The sequence below is a fragment of the Plantactinospora sp. A48 genome (assembly GCF_055793945.1).
This window is the reverse complement of the sequence record NZ_JBTIXF010000083.1, coordinates 1-23,858: the sequence shown is the minus strand read 5'-3', so window position 1 is coordinate 23,858 and position 23,858 is coordinate 1. Positions and strand designations below refer to the sequence as shown.

At 71.9% G+C, this 23,858-nt stretch carries 20 protein-coding genes and 1 pseudogene; 8 read left to right on the top strand and 13 right to left on the bottom strand.

Annotated features, from left to right (window positions below; genetic code table 11):
• Positions 1 to 139: 139 nt before the first annotated feature.
• From ACXN5W_RS27805 to ACXN5W_RS27780, 6 genes are all read right to left on the bottom strand, one after another.
• On the bottom strand, positions 140 to 2,218 hold the full coding sequence (locus ACXN5W_RS27805) for an ABC transporter ATP-binding protein (RefSeq protein WP_473161344.1): 2,079 nt from the start codon (positions 2,216 to 2,218) through the stop codon (positions 140 to 142).
• Between the two features lie 232 nt (positions 2,219 to 2,450).
• On the bottom strand, positions 2,451 to 4,184 hold the full coding sequence (locus ACXN5W_RS27800) for an ABC transporter ATP-binding protein (RefSeq protein WP_473161343.1): 1,734 nt from the start codon (positions 4,182 to 4,184) through the stop codon (positions 2,451 to 2,453).
• Complete coding sequence (locus tag ACXN5W_RS27795) at positions 4,178 to 4,687, bottom strand: MarR family winged helix-turn-helix transcriptional regulator (protein WP_473161342.1); 510 nt, start codon at positions 4,685 to 4,687, stop codon at positions 4,178 to 4,180. The genes ACXN5W_RS27800 and ACXN5W_RS27795 overlap by 7 nt, the downstream gene beginning before the upstream one ends.
• Before the next feature lie 25 nt (positions 4,688 to 4,712).
• Entirely contained in the window at positions 4,713 to 5,405 is a 693-nt protein-coding gene (locus tag ACXN5W_RS27790; RefSeq protein ID WP_473161341.1) for a MerR family transcriptional regulator, read from the bottom strand.
• A 61-nt stretch (positions 5,406 to 5,466) separates the two neighbouring features.
• Complete coding sequence (locus ACXN5W_RS27785; RefSeq protein ID WP_473161340.1) at positions 5,467 to 6,906, bottom strand: GuaB1 family IMP dehydrogenase-related protein; 1,440 nt, start codon at positions 6,904 to 6,906, stop codon at positions 5,467 to 5,469.
• 66 nt (positions 6,907 to 6,972) lie between these two features.
• Positions 6,973 to 7,569, bottom strand: a complete 597-nt coding sequence (locus ACXN5W_RS27780; protein ID WP_473161339.1) for a LysE/ArgO family amino acid transporter — start codon at positions 7,567 to 7,569, stop codon at positions 6,973 to 6,975.
• A 69-nt stretch (positions 7,570 to 7,638) separates the two neighbouring features.
• Between ACXN5W_RS27780 and ACXN5W_RS27775 the strand changes: the two genes are divergently transcribed.
• Positions 7,639 to 8,526, top strand: a complete 888-nt coding sequence (locus ACXN5W_RS27775; RefSeq protein WP_473161338.1) for a LysR family transcriptional regulator ArgP — start codon at positions 7,639 to 7,641, stop codon at positions 8,524 to 8,526.
• 115 nt (positions 8,527 to 8,641) lie between these two features.
• On the opposite strand, the gene ACXN5W_RS27770 is transcribed toward ACXN5W_RS27775, so the two are convergent.
• Positions 8,642 to 10,393, bottom strand: a complete 1,752-nt coding sequence (locus ACXN5W_RS27770; protein WP_473161337.1) for an acetyl/propionyl/methylcrotonyl-CoA carboxylase subunit alpha — start codon at positions 10,391 to 10,393, stop codon at positions 8,642 to 8,644.
• Positions 10,394 to 10,572: 179 nt separating this feature from the next.
• On the opposite strand from ACXN5W_RS27770, the gene ACXN5W_RS27765 reads away from it, so the two are divergent.
• The 4 genes from ACXN5W_RS27765 (at position 10,573) to ACXN5W_RS27750 (ending at position 14,515) form a co-directional block, all read left to right on the top strand.
• Positions 10,573 to 11,217 carry a PadR family transcriptional regulator gene (locus ACXN5W_RS27765; RefSeq protein WP_473161336.1) on the top strand — a complete coding sequence of 215 codons (645 nt, stop codon included), beginning with the start codon at positions 10,573 to 10,575 and terminating at the stop codon, positions 11,215 to 11,217.
• A 156-nt stretch (positions 11,218 to 11,373) separates the two neighbouring features.
• On the top strand, positions 11,374 to 12,330 hold the full coding sequence (locus tag ACXN5W_RS27760; protein WP_473161335.1) for an ATP-binding cassette domain-containing protein: 957 nt from the start codon (positions 11,374 to 11,376) through the stop codon (positions 12,328 to 12,330).
• Between the two features lie 11 nt (positions 12,331 to 12,341).
• Complete coding sequence (locus ACXN5W_RS27755) at positions 12,342 to 13,106, top strand: ABC transporter permease (protein WP_473161334.1); 765 nt, start codon at positions 12,342 to 12,344, stop codon at positions 13,104 to 13,106.
• Between the two features lie 158 nt (positions 13,107 to 13,264).
• Positions 13,265 to 14,515 (top strand): MFS transporter, encoded by a 1,251-nt coding sequence (locus ACXN5W_RS27750; RefSeq protein ID WP_473161333.1) that lies wholly within the window; start codon positions 13,265 to 13,267, stop codon positions 14,513 to 14,515.
• Positions 14,516 to 14,558: 43 nt separating this feature from the next.
• On the opposite strand, the gene ACXN5W_RS27745 is transcribed toward ACXN5W_RS27750, so the two are convergent.
• From ACXN5W_RS27745 to ACXN5W_RS27720, 6 genes are all read right to left on the bottom strand, one after another.
• On the bottom strand, positions 14,559 to 15,212 hold the full coding sequence (locus ACXN5W_RS27745; protein ID WP_473161332.1) for an O-methyltransferase: 654 nt from the start codon (positions 15,210 to 15,212) through the stop codon (positions 14,559 to 14,561).
• An 11-nt stretch (positions 15,213 to 15,223) separates the two neighbouring features.
• A complete protein-coding gene (locus tag ACXN5W_RS27740) occupies positions 15,224 to 15,970 on the bottom strand; it encodes a Maf family protein (protein ID WP_473161331.1) in 747 nt (248 codons plus the stop codon).
• Positions 15,971 to 16,037: 67 nt separating this feature from the next.
• The gene (mycP, locus tag ACXN5W_RS27735; RefSeq protein ID WP_473161330.1) at positions 16,038 to 17,204 is read right to left on the bottom strand and encodes a type VII secretion-associated serine protease mycosin; all 1,167 of its coding nucleotides are present in this window, start codon (positions 17,202 to 17,204) and stop codon (positions 16,038 to 16,040) included.
• Positions 17,201 to 18,583 carry a hypothetical protein gene (locus ACXN5W_RS27730; protein WP_473161329.1) on the bottom strand — a complete coding sequence of 461 codons (1,383 nt, stop codon included), beginning with the start codon at positions 18,581 to 18,583 and terminating at the stop codon, positions 17,201 to 17,203. The genes mycP and ACXN5W_RS27730 overlap by 4 nt, the downstream gene beginning before the upstream one ends.
• Positions 18,576 to 18,998, bottom strand: coding sequence for a hypothetical protein (locus ACXN5W_RS27725; RefSeq protein WP_473161328.1), 423 nt, complete (start codon positions 18,996 to 18,998; stop codon positions 18,576 to 18,578). The genes ACXN5W_RS27730 and ACXN5W_RS27725 overlap by 8 nt, the downstream gene beginning before the upstream one ends.
• A gap of 100 nt (positions 18,999 to 19,098) precedes the next feature.
• Positions 19,099 to 19,314, bottom strand: coding sequence for an acyl-CoA carboxylase subunit epsilon (locus ACXN5W_RS27720; RefSeq protein WP_473161327.1), 216 nt, complete (start codon positions 19,312 to 19,314; stop codon positions 19,099 to 19,101).
• 90 nt (positions 19,315 to 19,404) lie between these two features.
• Here ACXN5W_RS27720 and ACXN5W_RS27715 point away from each other — a divergent pair.
• The 3 genes and pseudogenes from ACXN5W_RS27715 to ACXN5W_RS27705 all read left to right on the top strand — a co-directional run.
• Positions 19,405 to 20,322 (top strand): annotated as a pseudogene (locus tag ACXN5W_RS27715) (serine/threonine-protein kinase); the annotation flags it as partial.
• Positions 20,323 to 22,265: 1,943 nt separating this feature from the next.
• Positions 22,266 to 22,535: a hypothetical protein gene (locus tag ACXN5W_RS27710; protein ID WP_473161326.1), complete on the top strand. Its 270-nt coding sequence runs from the start codon at positions 22,266 to 22,268 to the stop codon at positions 22,533 to 22,535.
• Positions 22,536 to 22,779: 244 nt separating this feature from the next.
• Positions 22,780 to 23,730, top strand: coding sequence for an endonuclease domain-containing protein (locus ACXN5W_RS27705; protein WP_473161325.1), 951 nt, complete (start codon positions 22,780 to 22,782; stop codon positions 23,728 to 23,730).
• Positions 23,731 to 23,858: the final 128 nt, after the last annotated feature.

Genomic DNA, 23,858 nt, shown 5'->3' with positions numbered 1-23,858 from the left:
AGAGCACTACCACAACCTCGTCCCTACACCTGCTCGTCGGGAGGGGGGGTCGCCACTTAGTTGGTTTAGGTAGGGGGGGGGGGGGGGGGGGGGGCGGCGGGGGCAAGGGGGCAAAGCGCCTCCCCCCCCCCCCGTGCCGTCAGGACGCCGGGATCCTCGGCCGTGGACCGGCACCGGCCGGTCTCGTCCGCGGCGGTGCGGCCCCGGCGGTCGCCGGTTCGGCGTCGAGATCGACCGCCGCGGCCGTGAACTGGGCCTGGTAGAGCCGGTGGTACGCCCCGGCCGCGGCCAGCAGCTCGGCATGGGTGCCCTGCTCGACGATCCGGCCCTGCTCCATCACCAGGATCAGGTCCGCGTCGCGGATGGTGGACAGCCGGTGCGCGATCACGAAGCTGGTGCGATCGGCCCGCAGCGCCGCCATGGCCCGCTGCAACAGCACCTCGGTACGGGTGTCCACCGAACTCGTGGCCTCGTCGAGGATCAGCAGCGACGGGTCGGACAGGAACGCCCGGGCGATCGTGATGAGCTGCCGCTCACCGGCGCTGACGTTGCTGCCCTCCTCGTCGATCACCGTGTCGTACCCGTCCGGCAGGCTGCGGACGAACCGGTCCACGAAGGTGGCCCGGGCCGCCGCCAGGATCTGCTCCTCGGTCGCCTCCGGGTTGCCGTACGCGATGTTGTCCCGGATCGTGCCGCCGAACAGCCAGGTGTCCTGGAGGACCATGCCGATCTCGCCGCGCAGCTCGTCCCGGCGCATGGTGGCGATGTCGACGCCGTCGAGGGTGATCCGGCCACCGTCCAGCTCGTAGAACCGCATGATCAGGTTGACCAGCGTGGTCTTGCCGGCGCCGGTCGGCCCGACGATCGCCACCGTGTGACCGGGCTCGGCCACCAGGGACAGGTCGTCGATCAGCGGCTTGTTCGGCTCGTACCGGAAGGAGATGTGCTCGAACTCCACCCGGCCGTGCCGATCGGCGGGCCGGTCCGGCTGGGCCGGGTCCGGGCTCTGCTCCTCGGCGTCCAGGACGGCGAAGACCCGTTCGGCCGAGGCGACCCCGGACTGCAGCAGGTTGGCCATCGACGCCACCTGGGTCAGCGGCTGGGTGAACTGGCGCGAGTACTGGATGAACGCCTGCACGTCACCGAGGGTCATCGCTCCGGTGGCGACCCGCAGCCCGCCGACCACCGCGACGGCCACGTAGCTCAGGTTCCCGATGAACATCATCGTCGGCATGATGATGCCCGAGATGAACTGGGCTCCGAAGCTGGCCTGGAACAGCTCGTCGTTCTTGGCGGCGAAGGCCGCCCGGACCTCGCGCTGCCGGCCGAACACCCGGACCAGCTCGTGGCCCGTGTACGCCTCCTCGATCTGGGCGTTGAGCGCGCCGGTGTGTTTCCACTGGGCCACGAACTGCCGCTGGGACCGTTTCGCGATCTGCCGGGTGGCCAGCACCGACAGCGGAATCGCGACCAGCGCCACCAGGGCGAGCAGCGGCGAGATCACGAACATCATGGTCAGCACGCCGACCACGGTCAGTAGCGACGTGAGCAGCTGACTCAGGGTCTGCTGGAGGGTCTGCGAGATGTTGTCGATGTCGTTCGTGACCCGACTGAGCAGCTCGCCGCGTGGCTGCCGGTCGAAGTACGGCAGGGGCAGCCGGTTCAGCTTGGCCTCGACGTCCGCCCGCATCCGCAGGACGGTCCGCTGGACGACGCCGTTGAGCAGGTAGCCCTGGAGCCACATGAGCAGGCTGGACACCAGGTAGAGGCCGGCGGCCAGCAACAGCACGTCACGTAGCCGGTCGAAGTCGATCCCCGCGCCGGGCACCACGTGCATCCGGGCCAGCATGTCGGCGAGGTTGTCGTTGCCCGCGCCGCGGGCCGCCGACACGGCCTGTTCCTTGGTCATCCCGGCCGGTAGCTGCTTGCCGATGACGCCCGAGAAGATCAGGTCGGTGGCCCGGCCGAGGATCTTCGGGCCGGTCACGCTGGCGCTGATGCTCAGGACGGCCAGCGCGATGACCACGACGAGCTGGCCGGCCTGCGGTCGTAGCCGGCGCAACAGCCGCCGGACCGACGGGCCGAAGGTCATCGGCTTCTCCGCCGGCATGCCGGCGGACATCCACGGTGGTCCGCCCTGCCGGGCCTGCGCGCCGGCGGCGGGCAGCCGGGCCGGTCCACCGGCGCCGGGCCGGCCGGCTCCGCCGGCACCAGGCATTCCGCCGGGTCCACCTGCGCCGGGCATTCGGCCGGGTCCGCCGGGTCCACCTGCGCCGGGCATTCGGCCGGCTCCGCCGGGTCCACCCGCGCCGGGCCCTCGACCGGGTCCGCCGGGTCCGCCGGGGCCGCCGGGGCCGGGCGGGCCGGCCGGGTTCCTCGTCTCGGTCATGCTTCCACCCCGTCCAGACCGCGCCACCCGCGGTCGTTCACATCCAACTGCGTCGTGTCGGTCATGCCAGGGCCGCCGCGGTCTGCTGGGACGCCACGATCTCCGCGTACGTCGGGCAGTTCTCCACCAGCTCGTCGTGCCGGCCGAGCCCGACGACCGCGCCGTTGTCGAGCACCACGATCTGATCGGCGTCGATGATGGTGGAGACCCGCTGGGCCACGATGATCACCGCCGACTCCCGGGTCAACGGCCGCAGCGCGGCGCGCAACCGGGCGTCGGTACCCAGGTCGAGAGCGGAGAAGGAGTCGTCGAAGAGATAGATCTCCGGCTCGCGGATCAGCGCGCGGGCAATCGCCAGCCGCTGCCGCTGGCCACCCGAGACGTTCGTCCCACCCTGCGTGATCGGCGCGTCGAGCCCACCCGGCAGCTGCGCCACGAAGTCCCGGGCCTGCGCCGTCTCCAGGGCCGCCCACAGTTCCTCGTCGGTGGCGTCCGGCCGGCCGTACCGCAGGTTGCTGGCCACCGTGCCGGAGAACAGGTACGGCCGCTGCGGGACCAACCCGATCCGGCTCCAGAGCACGTCGGGATCCAACTCCCGGACGTCGACCCCGTCGACCAGCACCGCGCCGTCCGTGGCGTCGAACAGGCGCGGTACCAGCGAGACCAGGGTGGTCTTGCCGGCGCCGGTACTGCCGATGATCGCGGTCGTGCGTCCCGCCTCGGCCTGGAACGAGATGTGCCGCAGCACCGGTTCGGCGGCACCCGGGTACTGGAAACTGACGTCCCGCAGTTCCAGTCGCCCACGCAGCGGGACCTCGGTGATCGGCGCCACCGGTGGCTGGACGGACGAATCGGTGCCCAGCACCTCGCCGATCCGGTCGGCGCAGACCGAGGCCCGCGGCACCATCATGAACATGAAGGTGGCCATCATCACCGACATCAGGATCTGCATCAGATAGCTAAGGAAGGCGGTCAGAGCGCCGATCTGGATCTGCCCGCTGTCCACCCGGACCGAGCCGAACCACAGCACCGCCACGCTGGACAGGTTGAGGACCAGCATCACGACCGGGAAGATCATGGCCATCAGCCGGCCGGCGCGCAGGGCGGTCGCCGTCAGGTCCGCGTTGGCCGCGCCGAACCGCCGGGTCTCGTACGGCTCGCGGACGAACGCCCGGACCACCCGGATCCCGCTGATCTGCTCGCGCAGCACCCGGTTGACCACGTCGATCCGGGACTGCATGAGCCGGAACTGGGGCACCATCCGCCGGATGATCAGGCCGATGGCCAGCGCCAGCACCGGCACGCTCACCAGCACCAGCCAGGACAGCCCGATGTCCTCCCGCAGCGCCATGAGCACGCCGCCCACGCACATGATGGGGGCCGCGACCATCATCGTGCAGCTCATCAGCACCAGCATCTGCACCTGCTGGACGTCGTTGGTGTTCCTCGTGATCAGCGAGGGCGCCCCGAACTGGTTGACCTCCCGGGCCGAGAACGTGCCGACCCGGTCGAACAGCGCCGCCCGCAGGTCCCGGCCGAAGCCCATGGCGGTCCGTGCGCCGAGGTACACGGCCGCGATCGAACAGGCCATCTGGAGGACGCTGACCAGCAGCATCCAGCCGCCGGTCCGCAGGATGTAGCCGGTGTCGCCGCGCGCCACCCCCTGGTCGATGATGTCGGCGTTGAGACTCGGCAGATAGAGCGAGGCCATCGTGCCGACGAGTTGCAGCAGCACGACGCCGGTGAGCGGCCGCGGATAGGGCCGCAGATAGCCGCGCAGCACTTGGATCAGCATGGGCCGCCTCCGGGTCCCCGTTCCTGGTTGGTTTGTTGGTTTTCCTGGGACAACCTGCCATCCTCCCCGTCGGACATGGTGCGGATGAGTTCAAGTAGGAATTGGCGGATCACCGCCGCGTTGGCCGGGTCCGCGTCGACCGAGGTGAGCGGCCGGCGCTGGTGGACCATTTCGAACAGGTCCTCGGCGTGTCGTCGACCGTCGTCGGTCAGCACCAGGCGCACCGTCCGTCGGTCGGCGGGGTCCCGGTGCCGCTCCACCAGACCGGCCCGGTCCAGCGTGTCCACGATGCCGGTGAGCGTCGCGGGCCGTACGAAGCACCGCTCGGCGAGATCCCGATGGGTCAGCTCGTCCGAACGGGCGAGGGTGAAGAGCACCATCATCCCGGCCGGGGTCAGACCGTGCCGTTCGGCCAGGTAGGTACTCCAGCGTTGGTCGAGGATCCGGGCCGCGATGTGGATCAGTCGACCCAGCGGGATGTCGTCGAGCGTCACGAGCCGCACGGGCAACATGTTAGCCCCCTAATGGTTAGGGACCAAACTGATTTCCTGACTGTGGACCCGGATTCGGCTGCGGCCCCGACTCCGGCCCGGCGTCCGGTTCGGCGGGCCGCCAGCCCGGCGGCAGCAGCGCGGCCCGAGCCCGCTGCGCGGCAGCCAGCTCCTCCTCGCTCATCCGGGCCATCCAACGCCGCCGGGTCTCGGCCAACTCGGCGCGCTGCTCCGGAGTGAGCCGCTCGGTCGCCCGCCGCCGCTCGGCCACCATCCGGTCGAGCTGCTCGGGAGTGAGGGGTCGACGCATGGTGATCATCCCTTCGATGAGGTCGAGGAGCTGCCGTACCGACGGAGCGGCGGAGTGGTTCAGTGCGGACATCACCCCGAGCAGGCTCTGCCGAAGTCGCAGCGCCCTGTTGATCCGCTCGTCGACCTGCGCCAGTTGCCGCCGGAACAACTCCCGAGGGTCGCCCTCGGCCCCGTCGAGCAGCCGGCGGACCTCGGCCAGCGAAAGGCCGAAGTCCCGCAGCGCGAGGACCCGGTACAGCCGGTTCACCTCGGTCGCGGTGTACCGGCGGTGCCCGGCCGGATCACGACCGGACGGCACCAGCAGCCCGATCTCGTCGTAGTGACGCAGGCTGCGCACACTCACCCCGGTGGCCTCGGCCAACTGGCCGATCCGCCACCCGGACCCGCCGCCGGGCCCGGGACCCGATTCGCTCGTCACGCCGGCAACGCTATGACCTCACACAGCGGCAGGTGCAAGGCCATTTTCGCGCGGACGGGTCTCACCAGCTCGCCGGCAACGGCATCCCCTCGGTGTAGCCGGCGGCGCTCTGCACCCCGATCAGGGCCCGGTCCCGGAACTCCGCGAGGCTCGCGGCACCCGCGTACGCGCAGGCACTGCGGACACCCGCGACGATCTCGTCGATCAGGTCCTCCACCCCCGGGCGGGTCGGGTCGAGATGCATCCGGGCCGACGAGATGCCCTCCTCGAAGACCGCCTTGCGGGCCCGGTCGAACGCGCTGTCGTCGGCCGTCCGGGCGCTCACCGCGCGGGCCGAGGCCATCCCGAAGCTCTCCTTGTACCGCCGGCCGTCCGGGTCCACGTACAGGTCACCGGGGGACTCGTAGGTGCCGGCGAACCAGGAGCCGATCATCACGTTGGACGCGCCGGCGGCCAGGGCCAGGGCCACGTCCCGGGGGTGCCGGACCCCGCCGTCGGCCCAGACGTGCCGACCCAGCCGGTCCGCCTCGGCCGCGCACTCCAGCACCGCCGAGAACTGTGGCCGGCCCACCCCGGTCATCATCCGGGTCGTACACATGGCACCCGGTCCGACGCCGACCTTGATGATGTCGGCACCGGCCGAGACCAGGTCGCGTACCCCGTCGGCGGTGACCACGTTGCCGGCCGCGACCGGGACCGGCGGGTCGAGCCTGCGCACCGCCCGCAGCGCCGCGAGCATCCGTTCCTGGTGCCCGTGCGCGGTGTCCACCACCAGCGTGTCGACGCCGGCGGCGAACAGCGCCGCCGCCCGGCCCGCGACGTCGCCGTTGATCCCGATCGCGGCGGCCACCCGCAGCCGCCCGGCGTCGTCCAGGGCGGGACGGTAGAGGGTGGCGCGCAGCGCGCCCTGCCGGGTGAGCACCCCGACGAGCCGCCCGGCGTCGTCCACCACCGGCGCCAGCCGCCGCCGGCCGGCGGAGAGCAGCTCGAAGCCGGTACGGGGATCGGCCTCGGCCGGTACGGTGTGCAGCTCGGTCGACATCACGTTCCGCAGCTGGGTGAACCGGTCCTGGTCCTCGGTGTCCGCCTCGGTGACCACCCCCAGCGGCCGGCCCTCGTCGTCGATCACCACGATCGCGCCGTGGGACCGCTTGGGCAGCAGGTGGATGGCGTCCCCCACGGTGTCCGTCGGGCCGAGCGTGATGGCCGTGTCGTGGATCAGATGCCGTTGCTTGACCCAGGAGATCACCTCGGTGACCACGTCGATCGGGATGTCCTGGGGCAGCACGGTGAGCGCGCCGCGCCGGGCGGCCGTCTCGGCCATCCGCCGCCCGGCCACCGCGGTCATGTTGGCCACCACGAGCGGAATGGTGGTGCCGGTCCCGTCGGAGGTGGTCAGGTCGACATCCAGCCGCGAGCCGATGTCGGACCGGGCCGGTGCCATGAAGACGTCGCTGTAGGTCAGGTCGTGCGCGGGTGCCGCGCCGGAGAGAAACCGCACCCGGCCATCATTCCCGGGACCGTCGCCGAGTGTGGGCGGTGGCTGTGGAAAACCCCGGCGTACGGGTCAGACCGTGACCAGCGACACGCTCATCCCGGCCATCACGAGGGCGACCGTGCCGTCCAGCAACCGCCAGGCCGCCGGCCGGGCCAACACCGATCCGAGCCGGTACGCCCCGGCGCCGAGCGCGGTGAACCAGACCGCGCTGGCCAGCGTGGCGCCGAGCCCGAACAGCCACGGATCCCGGTGCCGCTGCGCCACCGTGCCCAGCAGCAGCACCGTGTCCAGATACACGTGCGGGTTGAGATAGGTCAGGGCGAGGCAGGTCAGGAGCGTCGCCGGGAGCGCGGCGGCCGGCCGGGCGACCGGGGTGAGCGCGCCCGGGCGCAGCGCGCGGCGGGCCGCCAGGACCGCGTACCCGAGCAGGAACGCCGCGCCGGCCCAGCGCAGCGCGCCCACCAGCGCCGGCCGGTCGACCAGCAGCGACCCGAGCCCGGCGATGCCGACGGCGATCAGCAGGGCGTCGGAGAGCGCGCAGGTGAGCACCACCGGCAGCACGTGTTCCCGGCGCAACCCCTGGCGGAGCACGAAGGCGTTCTGCGCGCCGATCGCGACGATCAGCGCGAGCGAGAACGCGAAGCCGGCCAGCGCGGAGAGGAACACGCCGAAACGGTACGGCCAACCGACCACCGCAATCCAACTAATGATTCTTCAGCTCCTTAAGCTGAGCTGATGATTGACTCCGTCCAGTTGCGTACCCTGGCCGCGGTGGTGACCGAGGGCGGCTTCGAGGCGGCGGCCCGGACCCTGCGGGTCACGCCGTCGGCGGTCAGCCAGCGGATCAAGGCGCTGGAGCGGAACGTGGGGCAGGTCCTGGTCCGGCGTACCCGCCCCGGCGGGGTCACCGAGGCCGGCCAGCCACTGCTGCGGCTCGCCGGCCAGTTGGCGCTGCTGGAGCGGGAGGCGCTGGACGCGGCGCGGGCGCCGCTGCCCGGCGGCGCGGGCCGTACCCGGATGACGGTGGTGGTCAACGCCGACTCGCTGGCGACCTGGTTTCCCGCCGCCCTGGCCCGGATGCCCGCGGACCCAACGGTCTGCTTCGACCTGCGCCGGGAGGACCAGGAGCACACCGCGGCGCTGCTGCGGGACGGCTCGGTGATGGCGGGGGTCACCGTGGAGCGGGAACCCGTCCAGGGCTGCCGGTCGTACCGGCTCGGTGCCATGCGCTACCTCGCGCTGGCCACACCCGGTCTGGCCGACCGGTATCTCGGCGCCGGGCTCGCGGCCGGGCTGGGTACGGCGCCCATGGTGGTCTTCGACCGCCGGGACGGGCTCCAGCACCGGTTCCTGCGGCTGGTCACCCGCCGCCGGTCGGAACCGCCGGTCCACTACATCCCGTCGGTCTCCGGTTTCGCCGAGGCGGTCCGGCTCGGGCTCGGCTGGGGCATGGTGCCCGAGGAAACGGCGCGGGTCGAGATCGCCGCCGGGCGGTGCGTCGACATCGGCGCCGGCCGCTGGATCGACGTGCCGCTCCACTGGCAGCACTGGGGGTTGGACTCGGCGGCCCTGCGCACGCTCACCGAGGCGGTCCGGTCCACCGCCGCCGAGTTCCTCCGCTGAGCGCGGTGGGCGGGTTGACGCACCGGCTGCGGCGCGTTGGGCGCGCCGGTCGTGGGGCGTTGGGAAGGGCCCCTTGTTATACAAAAAGCGATAACAAGGGGCCCTTCCTTTCAAGCTAGGCGAGGGTGCAGATGACGGCGCCGGCCGGGATGACCGCGCCGACCTCGGCGGTGAGGCCGCGCACCACGCCACCCTTGTGGGCGTGCAACGGCTGCTCCATCTTCATGGCCTCCAGCACCACCACCAGGTCGCCCTCGGCCACGGTGTCCCCGTCCGCGACGGCGATCTTCACGATGGTGCCCTGCATGGGCGAGGTGAGCGCGTCGCCGCCGGGCGCCGTACCGGCCTTGGCGTCGCCACCGCGCCGGGCCGGTCGGCGACCGGCGGTCGCCCGGGTGGCCGTACGGGCGCCGAGGCCGGCGGGGAGGCTGACCTCCAGCCGCTTGCCGCCCACCTCGACCACGACGGTCTCGCGGTCCGCCGGCGGCTCGCCGGCACCGGCCGGGGTGGTGAACGGCGGCACGGTGTTGTCGAACCCGGTCTCGATCCACCGGGTGTGGACGGTGAACGGCTCGGCGGTGAACGCCGGGTCGCGGACCACCAGGCGGTGGAACGGCAGGGCGGTGGCCATTCCCTCGACGACCATCTCGTCCAGTGCCCGCCGGGCCCGCTCGATCGCCTCGGTACGGGTCTCACCCGTGATGATCACCTTGGCCAGCAGCGAGTCGAAGTTTCCGCCGATCACGTCGCCGGCGCGGATGCCGGTGTCCACCCGCACGCCGGGCCCGGTGGGCAGCCGCAGCGCCGTCACGGTGCCGGGGGCCGGCAGGAAGTTCCGGCCCGGGTCCTCACCGTTGATCCGGAACTCGATGGCGTGTCCGCGCGGCGTCGGATCCTCGGCGAGCCGCAGTTTCTCGCCGTCGGCGATCCGGAACTGCTCCCGGACCAGGTCGATGCCGGCGGTCTCCTCGGTCACCGGGTGCTCGACCTGGAGCCGGGTGTTGACCTCCAGGAACGAGATCGTGCCGTCGGCGCCCACCAGGTACTCGACGGTCCCGGCGCCGTGGTAGCCGGCCTCCCGGCAGATCGCCTTGGCGCTGGCGTGGATCTGGGCGCGTTGCTCGGTGGTGAGGAAGGGCGCGGGTGCCTCCTCGACCAGCTTCTGGTGCCGGCGTTGCAACGAGCAGTCCCGGGTACCGACCACGATCACGTTGCCGTGCTGGTCGGCCAGCACCTGGGCCTCGACGTGGCGCGGCTGGTCCAGGTAACGCTCGACGAAGCATTCGCCCCGGCCGAACGCGGCCACCGCCTCCCGGGTGGCCGACTCGAACAGGGCGGGGATCTCGTCCATGGTCCGGGCCACCTTGAGGCCGCGACCGCCGCCGCCGAACGCCGCCTTGATGGCCACCGGCAACCCGTGGTCGACCGCGAACGCGATCACCTCGTCCGGGCCGCCCACCGGGTCGGGGGTGCCGGGCACCAGCGGTGCCCCGGCCCGCTGCGCGAGGTGCCGGGCGGTGACCTTGTCACCGAGGTCGCGGATGGCCTGCGGGGTGGGGCCGATCCAGGTGAGTCCCGCGTCGAGCACCGCCTGGGCGAAGTCCGCGTTCTCGGACAGGAAGCCGTAACCGGGGTGTACGGCGTCCGCGCCGGCCCGGTCCGCCACCTCGATCAGCTTGTCGATCCGCAGGTACGTCTCGGTGGCCGTGTCACCACCCAGCGCGTACGCCTCGTCGGCGAGGGTGGCGTGCAGGGCGTCGCGGTCGGAGTCGGCGTAGACGGCGACGCTCCCCAGCCCGGCGTCACGACACGCGCGGATCACCCGTACGGCGATCTCGCCCCGGTTGGCGATGAGTACCTTGCGCACGGCGGTTCCTTCCAGCGAGGCTCGACGGATCGGCGGCGGAGCCGCGGCTTCGTGGGCCCGGGGTCGGCTCCGTTGAACCGGAGGTTACCGCCCGGGAGTTTATCGGCCACGTTGATCAACTTAACGATCGCTCGGGTGTGGGATCTGACATAGTCAAACTTGGCTATTACGCTTGTCCCGTGTCGCCTACCCGAATGATGATCCTCGGCCTGGTCTCCTGGATGCAGCCGGTGCACGGCTACGACGTCCGTCGTGAGCTGCTGAGCTGGAACGCCGACAAGTGGGCCAACGTGCAACCGGGCTCGATCTATCACGCGCTGCGCAAGATGACCGAGGAGGAGCTGCTGCGGGAGGTGACCACCGAGCAGGTGGGTGCCCGGCCCGCGCGGACCACGTACGAGATCACCGACAAGGGCCGGGACGCCTTCGAGGGGATGCTGCGTGATCTGTGGTGGGAACTCCGTCAGCCGGTGGACCCGTTCATGGCGGCCTTCTCGTTCCTGCCCGCGCTGCCCCGGGAGGAGGCGGTGGCCGCGCTGCGCAACCGGGCCCGGCTGCTGGCCGCCAGCGCCGCCTCGGTGCAGGCGGCCGTGGACTCGTTCTGGATTAAATCGAAGCCCACGAATGTCACCTGGATGATGGAGCTGTGGATCGCGCGCGGTGAGGCCGAGGCCGCCTGGTGCGAGCGGATCGCCGACCGGATCGAGGGCGGGGCGTCGTACCTGCCCGCCGATCTCCCCCGGGGACAGGGCTGGGACCGGTGGCGGGCGGAGGTCGACGAGCGGCAGGCGTCCGGCGGCGAGGCGGATGGCAAGGACACGTAATAATCAAGCTTGACCAAAAAAGTTATATCGCGTTAGCCTGCTCCCGAAAGCGTTGGGGTGGGCGCCCACTGGCGTGGCCCCGGGGGAGAAGCGGCCGGGACGCCGCCGGCCGCACGGGGGGTCGGTGGCGTCCGGCCCGGCCAACCAGGAGCAGAGATGATCGAGACGGCGGGGTTGCGGAAGTCGTTCCGCTCCCGGCAGGGCAGGGAGAAGAAGACGGTGGACGCCGTGCGCGGCGTCGACCTGCGCGTCGAGGCGGGGGAGATCTTCGGGTTCCTCGGGCCGAACGGCGCGGGCAAGACCACCACGCTGCGGATGCTGGCCACCCTCATCGAGCCGGACGGCGGGACGGCGACCATCGCCGGTGCGAACCTGCGGACCGAACCCGCCGAGGTGCGCCGCCGGATCGGGTACGTGGCGCAGGGCGGCAGCACCTGGGACGGTTCCACCGCCCGCGACGAGCTGGTGCTACAAGCCCGGCTCTACGGGCTGAGCAAGGCCGAGGCGCGGCGCCGGACGACCGAGGCGCTGGCCGCGTTCCAGCTCACCGAATACGCCGACCGCGAGTGCAAGACGTACTCGGGCGGTCAGCGCCGACGGGTGGACATCGCGCTCGGCATCATCCACGAACCCAAGGTCGTCTTCCTCGACGAGCCCACCACCGGGCTCGACCCGCAGAGCCGGGCACACATGTGGGACGAGATCCGCCGCCTGCGGTCCGAGGGCATGACCGTCTTCATCACCACGCACTACCTGGACGAGGCCGACGCGCTCTGCGACCGTATCGCGATCATGGACAACGGCGAGATCGTCGCGGAGGGCACGCCCGCCGAGCTGAAGCGGGAGATCTCCGGCGACATCGTCTCGGTCGGCATCGACGGCCCGGCCGCCCGCGCCGCCGAGGTGCTGGACACCCAGCCGTACGTCATGAAGCTGGAAACCCCCGAGGACGGTGGCCTGCGGCTGTTCGTCCAGGACGGCGCCGTCGCCATCCCGCAGATCCTGCGCGTCCTGGACGGCGCCGGCATCACCCTGCGGACCATCGGCCTGCACCGGCCCAGCCTGGACGACGTGTTCCTCACCAAGACCGGCCGCTCCCTGCGGGAAAGCTGAGAGGCGACGAGATGAAACTGGCCCGCGACACCTGGCTGATCTTCCAGCGGCAGCTCATGCTGCTGCTCCGCAACCCCGTCTGGATCTTTGTCGGCATCTTCCAGCCGGTGATGTACCTGCTGCTGTTCGCCCCGCTGCTGAAGCCGGCCCTCGCGCCGCTGGGCGCCACCACCAACGCCGAGACGTACCGCATCTTCGTGCCCGGCCTGCTGGTGCTGCTGGCGATCTTCGGCGGTCTGTTCCAGGGCTTCGGTCTGATCGCCGAGCTGCGCGCCGGGGTCATCGAACGGTCCCGGGTCACCCCGGTCAGCAGGTTCGCCCTGCTGCTCGGCCGTTCGATGCGGGACGTCGTCTCGCTGCTCTCCCAGGCGGTGATCATCACGTTGCTGGCGCTGGCCTTCGGGCTGCGGGTGCAGATCGGCAACCTGCTGCTGGCCTACCTGCTGCTGGCCCTGATCGCGCTGATGACCTCCACGCTGTCCTACGGCGTGGCGCTGCGGGTGAAGAGCGAGGACGCCCTGGCTCCGTTGATGAACACGGTGGCCCAGCCGGTGCTGCTGCTGTCCGGCATCCTGCTGCCGCTGGCGTTCGCGCCGAGTTGGCTGCGCCGGGTCGCCGACTGGAACCCGTTCTCCTGGGCGGTCGACGGCGCCCGCGCGCTGTTCGCCGGGAACATCGGCGACGACTCCGTCTGGCAGGGCCTCACGGTCGTCGGGGTGATCGCCGTCCTCGCGGTGATCTGGGCGTCCCGCGAGTTCGCCCGCAGCGTCCGCTGACCCTCGACCCGCGCTGACCTCCCGGCCCGCGCCGGCTTCCGGCCTGCGCCGGCTCCAGGTCTGCGCCGGCTTCCGGCCCGCGCTGACCTGCGGCGGCGCCGGAGACCTGCCTCTCACCCCCGGCGGGGTACGTTCCGGACGCTTGTAGCGTAAGGGCCGTGCCCCGCCTCGTACATGACCGGACCACCTGGCTGAGCTACGCCCAACTCGGCGTCTGGGGATTCTTCCTCTACGGGTTCGGGCCGGTCGTTCCACTGTTGCGCGACGAACAGCACACCACGGCCGCCGTGGCCGGTCTGCACAGCACCGCGATCGCGGTCGGCTCGCTGGCCGGCGGGGCCCTCTTTCCACCCGTGGCCCGCCGGATCGGCCGACCCGCCGCCGTCTGGTCGGGACTGGCCGGCGTGGCCGCCGGGGTGGCGGCGCTGTGCGCGCTGCTGCCCCTGCCCGGCACCCTGGCAGCGGTCGCGGTCATCGCCGGGTTCGGGATGCTCGTGGTCAGCGGCGTGAACGCCATCCTGTCCGACCGGCACGGGCCCGCCGCACCGGCCGCGATCAGCGAGGCGAACGCGGCCTGCGCCGGAATGGGCATCCTGGCCCCGCTGGTCGTCGGGCTGACGGTCGGCGCCGGCCACGGATGGCGGCCCGCCCTCGCCGTCGAGGTCGCACTGATCACCTTGACCGCGCTGATCGCCCTGATCGCCGCCCCCAACCGCTCCCTTCTGACCCCTCGTCCCGGCCCGGTGCCCGGTGCGGACGGGCGCCGGCCGGGTCGGCTGGCCAGGACAACCCGGCTGCCCCGGGCGTACTGGATCGCCTGGGCGCTCATGTCGGTCACCGGCTCCATCGAGGTGTGCCTGTCGCTGTGGGCGGCCCTGGCACTGCGTACCTCCGCAGGGATGACCACGGGCGGCGCCTCGGCCGCGCTGTCCGCGATCGTCGGAGGCATGTTCCTGGGCCGGCTCGTCGGCGGCCGGATCGCCCTGCGGATCGCCCCGGTGCCACTGCTGCTCGTCGCGCTCGCCGTGTCGTTCCTCGGCTTCGTCCTCTTCTGGGTCGCGTCGTCGCCGGTCCCGGCCGTCGCCGGGCTGTTCGTTCTCGGCGTGGGAAACGCGCTGCACTATCCGCTGGCGGTCTCGATCGCACTGGGTACGGCGGGGGAGCAGGCGGATCGGGCGGCCGGCTTCTCGTCGTACTCCATGGGGGTGGGCTTCGGGATCGCGCCCGTGGCGCTCGGCTGGGTGGCCGACGGCGTCGGTCCGCACCTGGCCTTCCTGCTGCTGCCCGCCTTCATCGCGGTGGCGGCGCTGCTCGCCGTACGGCTGCGCCGGGCCCTGCCCGCCGCCGCGCCGGCACCCGCACCCCGTGCCCCCCGCTCCGTCGAGCCCGGGCTCAGCCGACGGACCTAGCCGCAGGTTCCGTGCGGCGAAGCCCTGGATCGACGGGTGCCGGTCAGCGGCGGCGGGCCAGGGTCATCCCGTCGGAGACCGGCAGCATCACCACGTCGACCCGGTTGTCCCGAGCCACCATGTCGTTGAACTCGACCATCACCCGGTCCGACTCGTCCACCGGCGCCAACACCCGACCACCGCGGAACACGTTGTCCACCGCGATCACCCCGCCGGGTCGCATCCGCGGCACCAACTCGGCCCAGTACGTCGGATAGCTGGTCTTGTCGGCGTCGATGAAGGCCAGGTCCACGTGCGGCTCCGTGGGCAGTGCGCGCAGCGTCTCGGCCGCCGGGGCGATCCGCAGGTCGATCCGGTCCTCGACGCCGGCCCGCGCCCAGTACCGCCGGGCGATCGAGGTGTACTCCTCGGAGACGTCGCAGCAGATCAGCCGCCCGCCCTCGGGCAGTCCCCGGGCGATAGCCAGCGCCGACGTACCGGTGAAGGTGCCGACCTCGACCGCGGTCCGGACGCCGAGCAACCGGGTCAGGAAGGTGAGCAGCGTCCCCTGCTCCGGGGCGACCTGCATGTCGGCATTTTCCGGCAGCAGCGCGCGGGTCTCCGCGTACAGGTCGCTGGCCACCTCGTCCGGCGGAGTGCCGTGCGAGATCAGATAGGCGTGCAGGTCATCCGTTATCGTCACCGATCGCGTGCTCATGACCGGTCACTCTATGCGCTGCTGGTGGCCTGCCCGGCCCACAAATCGGTGATCCGGACGCCGAGATCCGCCAGGAGCGCGCGGAGCAGCGGCAGAGACAGGCCAACCACCGTGCCGTGGTCGCCGTCGATCCGCTCGACGAACGGCCCACCCAGGCCGTCGATCGTGAACGCGCCGGCCACGGCGAGCGGCTCCCCGGTCGCGACGTACGCGGCGATCTCGGCGTCGTCCAGGTTCGCGAACTGGACGGTGGTCGCGGCCACCGCCTCGGCCCGAGCGCCGGCCGGGTCGATCAGACAGTGGCCCGTGTAGAGCACGCCACTGCGGCCCCGCATCGCCGACCAGCGCCGGACCGCCTCCGCCGGGTCGGCCGGCTTGCCCAGGATCTGCCCGTCGAAGGCCAGCACCGAATCACAACCCAGCACGAGCGTCCGGTACCGAAGATCCGTCCCACCGGGCAACCCGCCGTTCTGGTCGGGGAAGCCGCCGGCCCGGTGCGGTGTTTCCGCGCCCTGCCAGCCGACGACGGCCGGCGCCGTCTCCGGCGACCCGAGGCCGGAGAGCACCCGCCGGACGACGGCTTCGGCCTTGAGCCGGGCCAGTTGGAGACAGAGATCGTCGGCTTGGGCGGCGGTCACCAGTGACTCGTCCACGCCGCTGACCAGTACGTATGGCTCGATACCGGCGGACAGCAGCAGCTTCCGTCGGGCCGGGCTGGCGGAGGCGAGAACGAAGCGTAGGGGATTGGCGTTCGGCACCGGCCCACGATACCGGTTGCAAGGAAGGGCACCTTGTTATCGCCTTTTGTATAGGAAGGGCCCCTTATTAACCATCCTGTGACGGCGATGCCCGCCTCCGGCGGTAGCGGCGCAGGTGCGGCACCGCCAACACCGCCGCGACCACCACGGCGAGCGCCCCGGCCACCCCAACCGCGACGGCCGTGGCCACGCCATGCCCGGCGGGCGGCGCGGCCTCCGCCGTCGGCCCACCGGACGCCGGCTCCGTCGGGCCACCACCGGTCGTCACCGGGCTCGGTGACAGCGGCGGTACGTCAGCGGTGAGCGCCGCGACCAGGTTGAGCTCGCCGTAGCCGTACTCGTCGTCCCGACCCGGCGGTCCCTTGTCGGTGGCGGTCGCGGTGAGCCGATGTACGACCTCAGCCGCGGACAGGTCCGGAAAGCGGCTCCGCACCAGCGCCGCCGCCCCCGCCACGATGGCGGTCGCGTCCGAGGTGCCGGTTCCCTTGCGATACTTCCCGTCGAGGCTGGTGCTGTAAATGTCCACTCCCGGGGCGACAAGGGTGAGCTGCGGCCCCGTCACCGAGATCGGAGCCCGCTTCCCGTCCCGGTCCGTAGCGCCAACTGCCACAACGCCGTTCAACGCGGCTGGAAGATTAATTCCTAAGTTTTCCGGTCGGTTACCTGCGGCGGCCACCAAGACGACATCAGCATCAAGCGCTGACTTGAGGGCTCGAACCTCTCGTTCGGATGATCCTCCGCCGAACGACATGCTGATTACCCTCGCCCCATGGAAGACCGCCCACTCAATTCCTTCCCCGATTGAATCAGCCGCTTCCTTGGCGTCCCCCTGTCTGTCTTGAGGATGAAGCGCATATCGGATAGGCAGGATTGTGCAACGAGGTGCTATACCTAGTGCTCCCGAAGTGTCACCTTGACTGTGGGCTGCGATCAGGCCAGCCATACCCGTGCCGTGGCCGTCGGCATCCCGTCGACCGTCACCGGTGCCGCCCGGGAAGGTGTCCTTTCCCGGCAACAGATTCTCGCGTAGATCCGGATGGGGATCCACGCCAGAGTCGATGACCGCGACCGTGACTCCGGCGCCACGGTTGAACCGGTGCGCCTCGGCCACATGCAGGTAACGCAGGTGCCACTGATCGGCCCGGATCCGGTCGGCCCCCGGGGCCAAGATGGTCGGCGCCGCGAGTGCCGCCGCGCAGAAACCGGCCAACGCCCGTCCGGGAAAGTCTCTCACCGGTCGAGGCCGATGGCCGGTCCCGGGTCGATTGGGCCGGGTTCGGCCGGTGGCAGCATCACCGGTGGTACCCCTGGATTGGTCTTCCAGGAACGGTCGGGCTCCCAAGCCGGGTCGGCTCGATTTGCTGGGGTCGAAGCGGGATACCCGGGCCAGCTGGCGGAGAGCGCTTCGGGCAGTCCGGAGAAGACCGGACGGCTGACGGGGCCGAGTGGCCGGCTTCCAGCGCGACCGGCCGGTGTCGTGCCCGCGCCACCGCCCGAGAGCATTCCGCCAACCGGATTGATCCGCCGAGTTTGCGTGCTCGGAGTCATGTGGCCGAGGGCTGGTGGAGCGCCGCCGATGACTCCACCGGGCGGAAGGGCCCGTGCCAGGGGTTGGGTCGCCGGCCGGGACACGCCCTCGGCTTCACCTGGTAGTGGCGTCCGACTGGACGGCGGCGTCGGCGCCCCAGGCTCGGTTCGGCCCGAGACGGCCGGCAGGCCACTCAGCGGGGGAACCTGCGGGCCGCCGTCCAGCGCGGCGATGATCCTGCTGGGGTGCGGCCCCACGGGCGACACGTCCGGAGCTGGGATGACTGGTGCATCCGGCGTCGGTGTGCCTATTCCATTAAGCACCGGGCCAGATGCTGGCTCGGCGAGGGCCGGGCTGAAGTGACCCACCGCAGGGGTACGTCCCAATCTGTTGCCGCTGCTTGTCGAGGCACTGCTACCGCCACTCGGCACCGGCACAATCGATGGGAGCGGTGGGGGGCCACTGGTGCCGTAAATATCGGAGTCACTCCGATCATTGGTGGGCGGCCGTACATAGGGCGTTGGTTGGCGGATCTGGGCTTGGGCTTGGACGAGTTCGTTGCTCAGCCCGGCCAGTACGGCGCGACCGCGTACGTTCAGCTCCTCCAACTCGGCGTCGCTGACCGGCGGCTTCCGCCACGGTTGGTACCCGGCCGAGGCGAGCGCGGCGGACTGCTGTTCGAAGCGGTCCCGGATCTGCTGCTTCGCCGCGTACTCGGAATGGATTTTCGCCAGGTCGGCGCGGGCGGCGTCGATGGCGCCGGTGGCCGCCGCGACGGTGGTGTAGTTGGCGCTGGCCACCTCGTGCGTTTCCGCCACGCTGCTGATCAGCTGGTCAAGTCGGTCGAGATAGGCCCGCGCGGCGGCGTTCCGGTCCGGCGGCCAGGACCGGGCCAGTTCGGCGCGATAGCCGCGCAGTCGGGCCAGGTGGGCCTCGGCCAACTGGTACGTCTTGCGCCAGCCGTTCACCTGGCGCCAGTGCGCGTCAGTGCGCTGGTCGGCCAGCATCCGCCACATCGCGGGTACGTCCCGGCCGGTCCAGTCGGTGATCCCGGCGTACCCGCCGTCCGGGTTCCGTTCAGTCATCGATCCGGTCCGTGGTGATCGGTAACCGGGACACGGCCGTGGCGTCGAGCGCGGAGCGGACGTCGGAGACCCGGGCCGCGGCGAAGGCGTCGGTGTCGGCGTACCGGCGGCTGACCTCGGCGGCGGCGAGCGCGAACCCGCCGGTGGCATCCCGGAAGGCGTAGGCGTTGTTGGCGGTGTTGATCTGGGCCGTGCGGTGAGTGTCCAGGAAGGAGCACAGTTCGGGGAAGTCGACCGGCGGCGCCGGCAGTTCCACCGTCAGGTCGTCGTCGATGGCTGTCAGGTGCGGGATGTAGTTGCGGTGGACCTCGGCGTCGAGGGCGGCGGCCAGGTCGGCGAGTCGGTCGATATCGGCCTCGATCGCCTGGTAGTCGCGCAGCCAGGTGGGTCCTGAGCCCTGCTCCGGCGGCTTCACGGTACCTCCCGCGAGTGTGACGGCGTCCTTTCTCACAGTGAGATTAGTGCGTGTGGGCCGTCCGGGGCAGACCGCGCGGGTGGGATTCGCGGACCGTTGGTCAGTGGGGCAGCGCCGAGAGCCGCCAGGCGCCGGGGCAGGGCCGGGCCGGCGTCGCCGCGCCGGGCCGCGCGCTTCGGGCCCAGTGCGACGGTACGACGGACCGGCCGGCCGCGCCGGGCCGGGCGCGGATGACCAGCACGCCCACCAGAGCGGCCAGTTCCGCGGGGGTCGGGGTGCCCCGGACCACCCGGAACAGCGGTTCGTCGTCTGCCATGCAACGAGGGTACGACGTGGCGTGCGCCACCTGTCGCATAGTGGCGTGCCGCTGGTGTGACGCCCGATCCGGCCGGGTACCGTCCTCGGGATGTCCAACGCGCTTCCTCGTCTCGTCGCTGACCGGTATCGGCTCATCGAGCCGCTCGGTCAGGGCGGCATGGGGCGCGTCTGGAAGGCCCTTGACGAGGTGCTGCACCGCGAAGTGGCCATCAAGGAACTCGTGCCTCCGCCGGGCCTGACCGACGACGAGCGGCGCGAGATGCGGGAGCGGTCGCTGCGGGAGGCGCGCGCGATCGCCCGGCTCAACCATGTGAACGTGGTTCGGGTCTTCGACGTGCTGCGCACCGATGGTGATCCGTGGATCGTGATGGAGTACGTCCCCTCCCGGTCGCTGCATGACGTGCTCAGCAAGGACGGGCCGGTGGACCCGTACCGGGCCGCCGAGATCGGGCTGGGCGTGCTGGGCGCGTTGCAGGCGGCGCACCGGTCCGGCGTCATGCACCGGGACGTCAAACCCGGCAACGTGCTGCTCGGCGATGACGGTCGGGTGGTGCTCACCGACTTCGGCCTGGCCACCCTGCCGGGCGACCCCACGGTCACCCGCACCGGTCTGGTGCTCGGCTCGCCGGCGTACATCGCGCCGGAACGCGCCAAGGAGGGCACGGCGGGACCGCGGGCCGACCTGTGGTCGCTGGGCGCGATGATCTACGCCTGTGTCGAGGGCCAGTCGCCGTTCGCCCGCCCGTCCGCGATCGGCACGCTGGCCGCGCTGGCCACCGAACCGGTGCCCGCGCCGAAGAACGCCGGCCCGCTGAAGGGCGTGCTGGCCGGTCTGCTGCGCAAGGAACCCGAGCAGCGGATGACGGCGGACGAGGCGGAGCGGCAGTTGCGGCGGATCCTGCACCGCCGGGCGCGGGCCGGTGGATTGTCCCTGCGCGACGGTGCGCGCCGGCTGGGCCCGAACGGTCCCCGGGAGGGGCGGTCGGACGTACCGCCGGCTCCGCGTCAGGGTTCCGACCGGTTGGGCCGGGCCACGCCGCCGAGATCGTCCGGCGGGCCGGCTCCGGCCCGTGGCGCGGCGGCGGTCGGTGGCGCCGCTGTGGTCGGCGGCGCGGCGGCCGGTGCCGGGCAGGCTGGCGGCGCGGCGGCGGCCGGTGGCGCGGCTGCGGCCGGTGGCGCGCAGGCGACGGCCGCCCCGGGAACCACCGCACCGACGACGGGTAAGGCTCCGTCGGCCGGTCGGGTTCCGTCGCCGGCGGCGCCCGCCGAGAGCGGGAAGCGATCCACTACCGACAGCGTTGAGCGACCCGCCACCGTGGGCGGCGGTCCGGCCAAGCCGGGCGCGTCCACGGCCGAACGTGCCGGGTCGGACTCCGTCACGGCGGCGCCGAGTGGCGCGGAAGCCGATTCCGCCGCAGCTGAGCGTGCCGGGTCGGAGCCGGCCACGGTCGCGTCTGCCGAGGCGGACCCCGGTGCCGCGGCGTCCACCAGGGCGAGCGTCGCCGCTACGACGGAGTCGTCCGGGACGGACACCTCGGCTGGAGCGGACACCTCGGCTGGGTCGGATACCTCGGCTGCGTCGGGAGATCCGACCGGAGCGGACGCCCCGACCGAGTCGGACGCTTCGAGCGGTCCGCGTGGACCGGTCAACCAGGACGCTTCGGCGAGCCCGGCCGCCGCGTCGGACACGTCAGCCTCGGACACGTCAGCGGACCGGCCCGGCGGGTCGGGGACGGCAGACGCGGCGACGCCCGACAGTTCGACGGGCACGGCGGCGGCCGGTTCCGCCGCCCCGCCCATGGTCGACGCGGCCGACGACGCTCCGGTGGTCGACGCGGCGAATGACGCGCCGACCGTCGACGCCGGATCGGACTCCGTCCGGCGGACGACCGCCGATCGACCGGACGCCGCCGAGGCGGACCGTACCGGGCCAGACGCCGCCGAGTCGGCCGCCGCCCGGCCCACCAGCAGCGTCCGGACCAGCGGACACGGCGGCCGGGACGCCGCCGTACCCACGGAGGTCGCCGCCGCCGACGCGCGGACCGCGACCCGGCCGGATTCCGCAGGTACGCGGCCTGGCTTCGCCGGTACGCGGCCGGACGCGACGCGGGTGGACGGGGTGCCGGCGCTCGGTCGCGCGTCCATCACCGTCCCGCCTCCCGGAGATCGACCGGACGGTCGTCGGGGACGCTGGATGCTGGCGCTCCTGCTGGTGGCGGCGCTGGTGGTGAGCCTGATCGTGTTCCAGACCCGGCGGCACCCGGGCACCGGGGGACCGTCCGCCGGACCGACGGCGGCCGGCAGCACGGCCGCGTCCGCACCGCCGGCCGGTAACTCTCCGTCCGCCGCGCCGTCGACAGCACCGGGTACGACCACCGCCACGCCCAGCCCGACCGGGTTCACCGTGCCGGCAGGTTGGCACATGTACTCGGACCCGACCGGTTTCAAGGTCCCGGTCCCGAACGGCTGGCGTAGGCATACCGACAGCTATGGCAACGTCGTCTTCAGCGAGCCCAATGGACCCCGGCTGCTGCTGATCGGCCAGACCCGCCATCCCAAGGGCGACCCGGTGGCCGACTGGAAGGCGCAGGAGGCGAGCCGACGGGGCGGCATCAGCGGCTACCAGCGGGTCGGCGGCATCCACGCGGTCGACTACTGGAAGACCTGCGCCGACTGGGAGTGGTTGCAGAACGAGGGCAGCGTGCGGGTTCATGTCCGCAACCGTGGCTTCGTCACCGCCCACGACCAGGCGTACGCGCTGCGCTGGGACACCCGGGCCGAGGACTGGGGCAGGTACCTGTCGGACTTCGACAACATCATCGCCAAGGGCTTCGTGCCGGCCCGCAAGGACTGACCCGGGGCCGGCGACCCTGGCCACACCTGACCCGGCCAGGCATGACCGTCCGCTGATTCGGGTACCTCTTCTTCCACGACGGAAGGAGGTACGACATGAGTTTCCGACGGCGGACGAACAAGCCGAGCGTTGCCCTCTGGATGCTCGTCGCGATCGGCGACGTGGCGCTGATCCTGGCTGGACTGGGCGCGGCGGTCCTGGTAGCCGTGGCGAGTGTCGTGACCGTGGCCGTCGCTGCGGTGTGCGCGGTGCTGCTGCTGCGGCGTCCGGCGCCCACGTCCAGCGTCATCACCACGTCCAGCGTCATCACCACGTCGACCGCCGCCGCCAGGCGGCCGGTGTCGACGCCACGGCGGAGCGCTTGAAGCGGCAACCTGAGCGGCTTGGCGACAAGCGACAAGCGACAACCTGAGCGGCCTGGCGATCGCGGGATCGATCACCCACCATCGGTGGTGGTCGTTCCTGCGGTCGCCGCGTCGGGCTCGCCCCGGGTGCGTCACCAGCGTCTCGAACCGGGTGCGGTCGCCAACGTCACTGTGTCGGGATGTTGGGCGGTGGGCTGTCCGGCCCGGGACACCGGTACCGGAGCGGCCGCGCTTGCATCGTGCGATGCGACTGCCCCACGACGATGCCCAACCGCTGGATTGGCTGCTGTTCGAGCAGGCCGGCGTGCTGACCTGGGATCAGGCGGTCGGTGAGCTGAGCCCGGCGGCGGTACGGCATCGGCTGGTGACCGGTCGGTGGCGGCGGATGTGCCGGGGCATCCTGGTCGCCGGGGACGGGCCGTTGAGTCCCGAGCAGCACTTCTGGGTCGCCGTGCTGGCGGCCGGGGACCAGGCTGTGCTCGCCGGGCTCGCCGCGGCCCGCGCCGGTGGCCTCCGCGGCTCATGGCGGTACGCCGTCATCGACGTGCTGGTTCCGTACGCCCGGGGTGCCGCGCGGTCCGTGCGCCGGTTGCCGGCCGAGCTGCCCGCCGTGCGGGTCCGGCGGACCAGATCGCTGCCGGCCGTGGACCGGCAGCGGGGCCGGCCGGACCGCACGACGATGGCCCGTTCCCTGGTGGACGCGGCGCAGTGGGTACGCACCGACGACGACGCCCAGCGGCTGCTGGCGGCCGGCTGCCAGCAGCGCCGGGTCACTCCCGACGAGCTGCGCGCGGTGCTCGAACGGATGCCCACGGTACGACGTCGGAGGCTCATGCTGAGTACGGTCGCGGATCTCGCCGGTGGCGCCGAGGCGCTGTCGGAGATCGATTTCGTCCGGTTGTGCCGGCGCTCCGGGCTGCCCCGCCCGGATCTTCAGGAGCGCCGTACCGACGCACGGGGTCGGACCCGCTATCTGGACGCGTACTGGCGGCGGTGGCGGTTGCACGTCGAGGTCGACGGCGCGCACCACATGGACGCGGCGCAGTGGGCGGCCGACCTACGGCGACAGAACGAGGTCTGGATCGCCGGCGACCGGATACTCCGGTTCACCGCGTTCGACGTACGACGCCGGCCGGACGAGGTGGCCGCCCAGGTCCGCGCGGCCCTGATCTCGGCCGGCTGGCGTCCCACCTGATGAACCAGTCGACCGGGAGTGGGGGGGGGGGGGGGGGGGGGGGGGGGGGAAAAAACGGAAAAGCCCCCCACGGCGAGGGGGGGGGGGGGTGGGGGGGGGGGGGGGGGTAGTCGCTAAAGAGGGGTGGG